This is a genomic window from Bradyrhizobium sp. WSM1253, from assembly GCF_000244935.1.
Taxonomy (GTDB): Bacteria; Pseudomonadota; Alphaproteobacteria; order Rhizobiales; family Xanthobacteraceae; genus Bradyrhizobium; species Bradyrhizobium canariense.
Genome location: NZ_JH600072.1, coordinates 105,971 through 114,297 on the forward strand (window position 1 = coordinate 105,971; position 8,327 = coordinate 114,297).

Here is an 8,327-nt window from a genome sequence, read left to right on the forward strand (position 1 = left end):
GGGCCTGCAGGCGCATCAGCCGTTCGACCCGGTGCAGGCCGCATTCGACGCCGTCCGCCAGAAGGTCTCGCCAGACGCGCCGCGCGCCGTAAGTCTGGTCACTGGCAAGGAAGCTGACCTTGACCTGCTGGCCTACGGTCTCGTCGCTTCGGGATCTGGCGCTGGGCGATCGGTTCAGCCAGGCATGAAAGCCCGACCGCGACACGCCCATCGCTTCGCATAGCCATGCCACCGGCCAGATGCCCCGGTGCTTCGCGATGAAGCCGAACTTCATGTCGCTTCCTTCGCGAAGTAGGCAGCGGCCTTTTTTAGGATATCCCGCTCCGCCTTCAGCTTGTTGACCTCGCGCCGCAGCCGCTCGATCTCCAATTGCTCAGGCTTCATTTGCCCGTGGCCGGGGAAGGACTGCGCAGCGTCGAAGCCGAACTCCTTCACCCATTTGCGCAGCACGTTCTCATGAACGCCCAGGTCTCGGCCAGCTTGCGCCACAGATACCCCGCGCTCCCTGACGAGCTTGACCGCCTCGATCTTGAACTCTCGACTGAACTTCCGTCTCTGCATGACCCACCTCTGGCTCGATAAAACACCCAATCTTGGTGTCCATCAAACCGGCAGCAGCTCACAACGATGTCTTGGAAGCCAAGTTGCGGGCCTACGTTCCGGTCTTCTCCCTCGCCAGAGTATGTGACATCACGATCAATGACGCCACCTCGGGTGACCACCGCGCCACGCTTGAAGCGGTGAAATCTGAGCCGAATGCTGAGAAACTCGCCTACCGCCTCCATTACGAAACGCAGACGGCCTACATCAAGGCCCGCGACGGAGGTCAACGGGTCGCCTTCTGCAAAGACTTCATCGCAGCCAACAGCCAATACGCCAAGGCGCGCGTCGCCGCCGTGGTCGAGGACCACATGAGCCACGTCAGCACTAATGCGCAGAAAGCGATTGCCTACAACGTCTGTGGAGCGAACACCTACGCCAAGCTGTCCAAGGCCGACTGGAAGCCGTACGCGCTTACCAAGAAGATGCTTGAGATTGAGCATAAGCTGGCCAAGGAAAACGCCGAGACGAACGGCTGGAACGTCGCCGAGGAAACGACGGCGGTCACGGAACAGTTCTGCGCGGCGGTAAAAACCCGATGAGCATCGCCGCCGCCAAAGTCCGAGCCCCGCTGATGCGTCTTTGCGCGGCTTTGACACGATGCCTCCAGCCCGAGCCTGAAGGCGTGCAGCACCGCCTCATGGCGTCGGCTCCGCAGCGCATGGAGGTCCGACTTAGCAGCAACTACCGCGATCACCGAGCGGAAAGCCGCCGCCCATGACTCCATTGACTCGATATTCTTAGATATGCTGTGCCTCTAACAGCGCTTCTCGGCCTATCATGACGGAGCCACGCCGCGCCCTATAAGCGCTTGTCATTGCGATAGACTCATACATTTCGCCCCGCCTAATCATATTGAAGTAAGCACGAAATATTTTTCGGTTGTCTCAATGGACGAGCTTAGTGTCTCGAACGGGCGTGCAGTTTGTAAATCTGCAACGACCGTGACTTTTGCTTTACCGCGCGTTCCTGATTCGGAATGAGCTGATGCAAGCTCCCCGTCGCCAAATTGGGCGCGCGAGACGGCCGCGGTAGACGTCGCCCGATGGAAACGCAACGTGAGCAGGGATGATCACATTCAGGAGGCAGACGAGCGCTTGGGATCACAATGAATATCTGTTCAAGAAAGTTTCCAAAGAGAAACCGGAACGTCGCCACGCACTATGTTTTTCCCCGCGGGGAAACCAACGAATGGAGAGATAGATGAAGAAGCTTTCTTACGTTCTCGCCGCGTTAGCGACCATCGCGGTGGCAGCGCCGACCATCGCAAGCGCTGAGGAATTCGGTTTCCGGATCGGAAGTGGCCCGGACTATTCCGACCACTACTACAGTCCGCGTGCTCACTTTTATGCACATGATCGAGGCTGGCATCACGGATGGTATGATCGCGATGGCGACCGCACGGTAGTGATTAGGCGTCACCATTACCACGACTGGGACGACTAATCGAAAAATGGCTCCCAATCGGGAGCCATTCCTTTGAAAGAATGCAGCTGCGGCGGCTGTCGAAGAGCAGTGCACCGGGGCCGGAGCTAAAGACCAGGCACGCCAGCCGAAGAGTCGCGTGGTCTGGTGACGGCTGGCTTCCTGACGGTGCTTTTTATCCGTTCCGCGAACGCGCGCCGCGCCCTCGGTGGGATATGTGGAGACACGCGACGCCGGCGCCTGATCTCCACAAGGTTCACAAAGCTCAGCGGACGAAGCTCAAACCGCAGGAACCAACGCGGAAGATGCTATCGGATCAGAAACCTGTGCAGCCGCTTGGGGCGCGTACCTCATTGGGCGCGCATCGCGCGGGAAATGATGATGCGACCGCTGCCAGTCCACCGGTAAATCGCGCGCCGGATGACGTTCAAGTCACGCCACCATCCGTCGAGGGCAAAGACGTGCAAGCGATCGGTACGGCACCGGTGGATGCCGCGGCGGATATCGTTCAGGTCACTCCGCCACCCGTAATCGAGCGCAAAGGCGAGCAAACGATCGGCACGGCACTGGAAGATGTCTTGGCAGATGTTGTTCAGGTCACCCCGCCGCGCATTATCGAACACAACAAGACGTCGATAACCAGATCACTCGACGGGTCGCTAGTGATGATGATGGTGCTCGTGGCACTTGGCTTTATGATGTCACTGCCATTTCGCCGTAGGCATGCCGAACGTGTCTTAGCCTTTGCCGCGATGCGCAGCGAAAGCGGACCATGCTCGCCCAGTCAACTTACGGTGTCCACCGCAAATCGAATCCGATCCGAATTCCTTATCGAGTCTGGAAGCGTCCGTGAAAAACGTCCTCAGCACAATCAAGGAGACCGAAGCCGAGATGATTTCCTCACGGCAGCTCCGAAAGCCCGCGTGAAGCCGAGCTAGCTCCCATCTGAACTCCGCAGGTCGCCTTGAGCTGATGCAGGAACGGCCCGTTATCTTTTCGATAGGATGCGGCCCCTGAACCGGTTCGATGGCGGCGAACTCTCTCGTGCGTTATGCATCACCGAAAATGAAGGAGCGCGGTATGGATCGCAAGCACATGGAGGTGTCACCGAGAAGGCCAAGGGCACGATTAAAGAAAGAAGGTGCTGGTATCGGGCCCCGGCACCGCTGCCACTGTGAGACCACCACGGTTGAAGGGACGACGGCCGCAGGATCACGCGAAGGGAGCAGGTCTTCGACTAAAGAACGGCGATGTGACATTCGGCTCTCTGACAGCAACGCGGACATCAGACCTGACCTTCGCGTACATTGAAAGCTACCAGCCGAACTTTACGCGTTCCGCGGCACAGCCACCGGGCGCACGGCCGATCAGTCCCCAAGCGCAGCGGGCGACGGAACGCTCAGCCCGCAACGCCGAAACCATCATGTATTCCGCGACAGCCATCGCTAAAGGTATGAACCGGGTTTCGCGCGAGTACTTTGAGTTCGTTCGACAACAGATTGAGCGGAGCATGGACAGAATGAATGAACTCTGGCGCTGTCGAACTCCTCACGATTTGGCAGCCGTTCAGACGGATCTAGTGCGCGACACGATCCGCAGCGCGATGGACAGCAGCCGTCGGATGGCCGACATGTCCCTCAAGGTAGCAGACGATGCGGGCAACCATATAGCTCAGAGCGTCGAACGGATGCAGCGCGCTGCATAGCCGAGCCTCTAGGGCCACTTACGTGGGCGGCTGGATCTCGAGCCGCACACGTAAGTCGCGCGACGCTTCACCAGGTCCGCTGGGCCTCGACGAGGCGGAAACGAAACCGGGCTCAGACCAAACCCAGGTCGCCATCTTAGGGTAGGGGATGTGTGCTGCATTAGTGCACTGACCATGGCCATGCCAATGACGGTTGCGGTTTTTTGGCTTGCGGCGGCGCCGGCTTCTGCGTCTGGGCGACATTGGCCGACTGACGCGGACGAGGCAATGGTATTTCGGGCATCACCTTTGGTTCTCCGGAGCTCACCTCAGGCATCGCCTTTGGCGCTGAGGCGTTGGCGATGACGTGGGCGAGTTGTTCCTGGCTCGCGTTGAGTTGCTCGGTGAGTGTCTGGCTTTCGCGCGCCATCTGGATCTGGGTCGCCTTGATCTGGTCGATGGTACTGTGGTTCCGCGCCATTTCTTCCTGGCTCGCCTTGAGTTGGCTTGCGAGATTTTCATTGCCGCGGACCAATTGTTCTTGCCTCATTTCGAGCTGTTCCACCGTTTGCCTCAAGGCAGCTAAATCGCGCGCCATCGGTTGGAGCTGCTGCGCAATCTCTGAAGACACGGAAACGGCAGTCGGCGCAACGTCATTCGGCGCGGTTTGTACCGGAGGGGGCGGTACTGCGGCGACCATCATTGTCGAATCAACGGACGATGACCATCGCCACCCGACGACAGTAATCGATGCTACAAATAGAGAACCGATGAAAGCCAAATAGCGCCAACCGGCCAATCGATGACCCGTGCCCGGCGGGGCGCGTGACGTCTTCATCCTGGTCGGTCGGGCCAAAGGGCCGACTCCCTTTTCGCGGGCCAAGCTCGCCAGGCTAGAAAAATGCTCCTCCAAGCTTTTCGTGATCTGCTCTTCCGCGAGCTTGTCGCCTAACGTGGAAGCCATTTGGCGCTCCATATGAAATGCAATAGCACCCGCCGGAGAGCGATTCGCGCATCTGCGCTACGGCGAGTTAACCTTCAACGGGACGCAGATGGTTTTGAGCATTTCCCAGGGGATGAGCATGCAGCTGCACGTCACGTCGTCGTTTTTACCAGCTCACCTCAGAGCTATACTGGCGCTTTTAACGCAGCCGAGGAGGCGAAAGTATGTTGTCGGCGGGAGAACTACGGAAGGAACCCTGACGGTTCGCCAGCGCGCTCCATGCGAGATCACGCCGGAGGGCAGTTCGTCAACACGCAGCTAGATATGGCCACAGAATGCTGTAGAGCTCCCGCTATAGAAGCAAGCTGGGAGGTTACTTTTTTGCGATGCTTCGCCGCCGAACGCCCAGCACCATGAGTACAGTAATCTCAGACAGTGCTAGCTTCCAGCCGACTCAAGATTGTGACAAGCGTGCTGAGCTCATGGTCAGTTGCTCCCCTCAAGTCATAGCTTCCGATTGAGCCGGAATGCACCATTGAACCGCCCCGGGTTTGCCGGAGGCTCCAACTCCCGAGAGGATGGAGCCATGACAAGCAAGACCACGAACAAGTTTTCGCCTGAAGTCCGCGACCGTGCGGTTCGGATGGTTCTGGATCACGCCGGCGAGCACCCGTCGCGCTGGGCGGCAGTGACCTCGATTGCGGCCAAGATCGGCTGCACACCGCAGACGCTGCATGACTGGGTCAAGAAGGCCGAGATCGACAGCGGGCAGCGGGCCGGTGTCCCGACTGAGATGGCCGAGAAGCTGAAGGCCCTGGAACGGGAGAATCGTGAGCTGCGGCAGGCCAACGAGATCCTGCGCAAGGCAAGCGCTTATTTTGCGATGGCGGAGCTCGACCGCCGGTCCAAGCCATGATCGCCTTCATCGACGATCATCGTGGGGCGCATGGGGTCGAGCCGATCTGCAAGGTGTTGCCGATCGCCCCCTCGACCTACCATGCCCATGTGGCCAAGCGGCGCGATCCCGCCAAGCTGTCGGCGCGAGCCAGGCAGGACGCCGCGCTGAAGATCGAGGTTCGGCGCGTCTTCGATGAGAACTTCTCCGTCTACGCCGCGCGCAAGGTGTGGCGGCAGCTCAAGCGAGAAGGCTTCGATGTTGCTCGTTGCACGGTGTCGCGATTGATGCAGGACATGGGTTTGCAGGGGGTTATCCGCGGCAAACCGGTTAAGACCACGATCAGCGACATGGCCGCGCCATGCCCGCTGGATCACGTCAACCGCCAGTTCAATGAGGTGCGGGATGATGAAGGCGAGAGCGGCGAGCAGCCTGTACTTCCGAATATGGACCGCGAGATGGTGGACGTCAGCGCGAAGCAACTGATTTGGGCGGTCGAAAACAAACGGGCGCGCTGGATTGGCAACAAGCTCGTTAAGATCTGGGACGGCCATGCCTGGGTTGGCCCCGAAGAACGGTTCGGCGAGGTTCGGCATCGGGCAAGCGACAAGGCCGACACCGGGAGCTGGGATGCTGAGATGCCGGATGCCCAAGGGGAGTTGGCTCGCGCGCTGGATACCGAGACCTTGCGCGGCCAGCTGCGCCACAAGGTGTGAGCGGTACTCGACATGGCGTCGTCGTCCGACAGCACCTTAAGCGAGATAGGCGAATATCTCGGCTTTGCAGGCCAATATGCGGCAAGGATGGCGGGCAAGGAGGTTCGCGCGGCGGTCGCTGCGCTGAACGCGGCCATAGGCGGGGATGAGCAGGCTGCGGCTTAACATGTGTACTCAATAGCGTCCGCTTTGCCCTAGGACGCCAAACCCGACAGGATGCGTGTCGGGTTTGGGGCCAAGAGTCACACGGCCACTTGGGCCCGCCTGATTTAGCCTCTAGCGGATCACCTATTGGCAGAGATGCTGGAGACCGTCCGCACCCTTGAAATTGGTGCCGGGCCTGCAGGTGATGCCGTTGCGGGTAGCATACGAACTCCAGTTGCCGTACCAGCCGTTCTGGCCGTACCCCATCCCGCCGCCGTACCCCGTCCCGCCGGACATGGCGTAGGAATTGCTCCAGCCGCCGACGGTTGCAGCCGCCGCCACCGGATGGCGATGCGCCGTTCGCCGATATCGATAGACGGGGGTAGTCCCGGTTCCAAGACCCGTGCAGTTGGCGAATTCAGCTTGGCATTCGTCCGGATTGGAGAGAGCCGCCTGGGCCAGTGCAGCAGAGCTGGACAGGGCGGATGCCGCAATAACGAACGCGCCAAGAACTTTCAGATTTATCATGGCTTGCTCCTTGCGTTGGACCGTGGCGCACAATGCCAGGTCTGGCTTCTTCATGCGGTGGAATCGAGCGCGCCTTCTGATAGGGGTGCCTTGACGTAGATCAAGGTAGGCGCGGGCGAGCCTGTCCATTGTATTGACACTGGGCCGTCCTTCTCCAACAGCTCAGTCTTCAACAAGGCCCGGCCGGGACTCGATCTCCGGCCGGGCTTTGTTTTGTCATGACCGCCGTTCAGTTGAATAATAACAGCCTCTCGTATGTAACGATTTGGCATATAAAGGAATCTTAACAACTTCCGCGCGTAATACGTTTGATTTGACGTGGCGATATTAAAATGAATTTGGGGCCAGCCAATGAGGGCAGTTTCTGCGGCCGATCTCATTACTGAGTTGGATGCCACCATCGCGAGGAGCTCATCCGAACGTTGTGCGCGCATGCTCTGGCGCACCACCGAGCTGCTCGTCGACGGTAATAACCGATTGCAAGAGCCGCAGGTCGGCCTGCTTGACGACGTTCTAATTCGCTTAGCACCGTGGATTGCGCCGGGGACGCTCGCCGAGCTCAGCACGACGCTCGCCGAGCTGGGTACTGCTCCGATGAAGACCCTGCGACGTCTCGCCTCGTGCAACGATCCGGCGGTCGCAGTCCCGATCCTTATGAAATCTCCCGCCCTGTCGCCGGCCGATCTCGTGGCGATCGCGACGTCCGGCAGCGAGGATCACCGTCTCGCCATTGCTGGCCGGCGCAGAATCGAAAGCCCAGTGACTGAGGCAATATTGCAGCGCGGCAGCAGCAAGACTTGTCTGGCCATCATCGGCAATCCGGGCGCTGAATTCTCGGGCGCGGCCTATGCCAACTTGATCCGTAGGGCTGTGGAGGACGACGAGATCACGAAAGCGCTGACACTGAGGCCAGACACCCCGGACATGGTGGTTCGGGAGCTGCTGTCGGCATCGCCACGGCCGGCGATTAAGGCTTCCAACGCAAACGCGTCCTCGCAAGTATTAGCGACAGCGAAGCGACCTTGCGACACTGAGTACGCCGCTGCGAGGCCGGAGATCATATCGCTCAATCGGAGCGGAAAGCTGAGCGACTCGACTGTCAATCGGTTCGCGATCCGGCGTGAGACAGCCAACCTGTTCACGGCCTTGTCGGTGCTGTCGGCAGCACCGATTGAGGCCATCGAGCAGGTTATGGCAGAGCCCGGTTACGAAGGCCCGGTTATGGCGTGCCGGGCATCGCGCTTGAATTGGCAGACCACGCTGGCGGTCCTCAACACTCGCGGCGCGGGGCTTTCACTAGGCGAATGCGCACGAGCTCAGTTGCTGTTTGAAACGCTTCATCTCTCGACCAGCCAATGGTCCGTTCGTTGGGGAGAAATCTCCGCGGGCGCC

General features: G+C 59.7%; 8 protein-coding genes, 2 pseudogenes and 1 other annotated feature. Of the genes and pseudogenes, 7 read left to right on the forward strand and 3 right to left on the reverse strand.

Going from position 1 to position 8,327, the window contains the following annotated elements; genetic code table 11:
- Window positions 1–561: pseudogene (locus tag BRA1253DRAFT_RS40775) on the reverse strand (transposase); the annotation flags it as partial.
- Window positions 562–593: 32 nt separating this feature from the next.
- On the opposite strand from BRA1253DRAFT_RS40775, the gene BRA1253DRAFT_RS00485 reads away from it, so the two are divergent.
- The 4 genes from BRA1253DRAFT_RS00485 (at window position 594) to BRA1253DRAFT_RS44945 (ending at window position 3,730) form a co-directional block, all read left to right on the forward strand.
- Window positions 594–1,142 (forward strand): hypothetical protein, encoded by a 549-nt coding sequence (locus BRA1253DRAFT_RS00485; RefSeq protein WP_157158497.1) that lies wholly within the window; start codon window positions 594–596, stop codon window positions 1,140–1,142.
- Window positions 1,143–1,803: 661 nt separating this feature from the next.
- On the forward strand, window positions 1,804–2,046 hold the full coding sequence (locus tag BRA1253DRAFT_RS00490; protein WP_009859233.1) for a hypothetical protein: 243 nt from the start codon (window positions 1,804–1,806) through the stop codon (window positions 2,044–2,046).
- Window positions 2,047–2,330: 284 nt separating this feature from the next.
- Window positions 2,331–2,963 carry a hypothetical protein gene (locus BRA1253DRAFT_RS43200; RefSeq protein WP_157158498.1) on the forward strand — a complete coding sequence of 211 codons (633 nt, stop codon included), beginning with the start codon at window positions 2,331–2,333 and terminating at the stop codon, window positions 2,961–2,963.
- A 314-nt stretch (window positions 2,964–3,277) separates the two neighbouring features.
- Window positions 3,278–3,730, forward strand: coding sequence for a phasin family protein (locus tag BRA1253DRAFT_RS44945; protein WP_083869737.1), 453 nt, complete (start codon window positions 3,278–3,280; stop codon window positions 3,728–3,730).
- A 160-nt stretch (window positions 3,731–3,890) separates the two neighbouring features.
- Here BRA1253DRAFT_RS44945 and BRA1253DRAFT_RS00505 read toward each other — a convergent pair whose 3' ends face one another.
- Entirely contained in the window at window positions 3,891–4,673 is a 783-nt protein-coding gene (locus BRA1253DRAFT_RS00505; RefSeq protein ID WP_009859236.1) for a hypothetical protein, read from the reverse strand.
- A gap of 565 nt (window positions 4,674–5,238) precedes the next feature.
- Between BRA1253DRAFT_RS00505 and BRA1253DRAFT_RS40785 the strand changes: the two are divergent.
- A pseudogene (locus BRA1253DRAFT_RS40785) lies at window positions 5,239–5,939 on the forward strand (IS3 family transposase); the annotation flags it as partial.
- Window positions 5,523–5,639 (forward strand) — a sequence feature (AL1L pseudoknot). Its footprint overlaps the pseudogene before it by 117 nt.
- A gap of 336 nt (window positions 5,940–6,275) precedes the next feature.
- The gene (locus BRA1253DRAFT_RS43210) at window positions 6,276–6,428 is read left to right on the forward strand and encodes a hypothetical protein (RefSeq protein ID WP_009859239.1); all 153 of its coding nucleotides are present in this window, start codon (window positions 6,276–6,278) and stop codon (window positions 6,426–6,428) included.
- Window positions 6,429–6,551: 123 nt separating this feature from the next.
- On the opposite strand, the gene BRA1253DRAFT_RS00520 is transcribed toward BRA1253DRAFT_RS43210, so the two are convergent.
- Complete coding sequence (locus tag BRA1253DRAFT_RS00520) at window positions 6,552–6,935, reverse strand: hypothetical protein (RefSeq protein WP_009859240.1); 384 nt, start codon at window positions 6,933–6,935, stop codon at window positions 6,552–6,554.
- A 351-nt stretch (window positions 6,936–7,286) separates the two neighbouring features.
- On the opposite strand from BRA1253DRAFT_RS00520, the gene BRA1253DRAFT_RS00525 reads away from it, so the two are divergent.
- Window positions 7,287–8,327 (forward strand): DUF2336 domain-containing protein (locus tag BRA1253DRAFT_RS00525; RefSeq protein ID WP_009859241.1); only part of this gene is annotated, 1,041 nt, incomplete at its 3' end.